General features: G+C 48.1%; 1 pseudogene. It reads right to left on the reverse strand.

Annotation, left to right across the window (positions count from 1 at the left end):
• Nucleotides 1-730: pseudogene (locus CIK04_RS27870) on the reverse strand (ribonuclease E); the annotation flags it as partial.

Below are 730 nucleotides of genomic sequence, written 5' to 3' on the forward strand. Positions count from 1 at the left end.
CTGGTTGTGAAGCACTTTCAACTTGATGGCTCGATTTTCTGAACTTCAGTTTCTTGAATCGGTGTCTACAGCCGCGTTCTCTACCATTGGTTCTTCAGTAACCACCTCAACAACGGCCGCTTTTGCTGGCCTGTTGTTACGAGATTTAGAATCGTTTTGGCTTCGTTTCAGTCGGTGCTTGTGCAGCGGTGATATCGCGACTGATGATCACTTTACCCATCGCCATTTCTGGACATGCGACACCACCTTGCATTGCAGGTACTGCAGCAACGGCTGTTACAACCTCTTCTTTAACCGCTTCTTCTTTCTTAGCAACTGGTTTTGGAATGTAACGAGGCATCACTTTACCCATGGTCCATTTCTGGAGAGGCAACCCCACCTTTACGTAGGCGGAATGGGTTAGGGCGACGATCACGACCGCGACGACGACGTTGTCCACTTGCTCGTAGATGACGAGGAGAACGACGATTACGACGTGGTTTTTCTTCGTTTTCGTTGTTGTCCATCGCATCGACAGAGTCAGCAACCACTTTCTCTGATTTCTCAGATACCGGTGTGTTTTGCTTATTAAAGACTTCTGCTTCAACGACTGGAGCTACATCCATAAGCGTTTCTTCAGCTTGTTCTAGCTGATCTTTCACGCGAACAGGTTTGTTGAGTTTACGACGCTGACTGGCGCTCTTTCACTTTCTCCGCTTTGCTTGGCGTTTTCTGACCTTCTTGCTTCGAC

The sequence above is a fragment of the Vibrio sp. 03_296 genome (assembly GCF_002265885.1).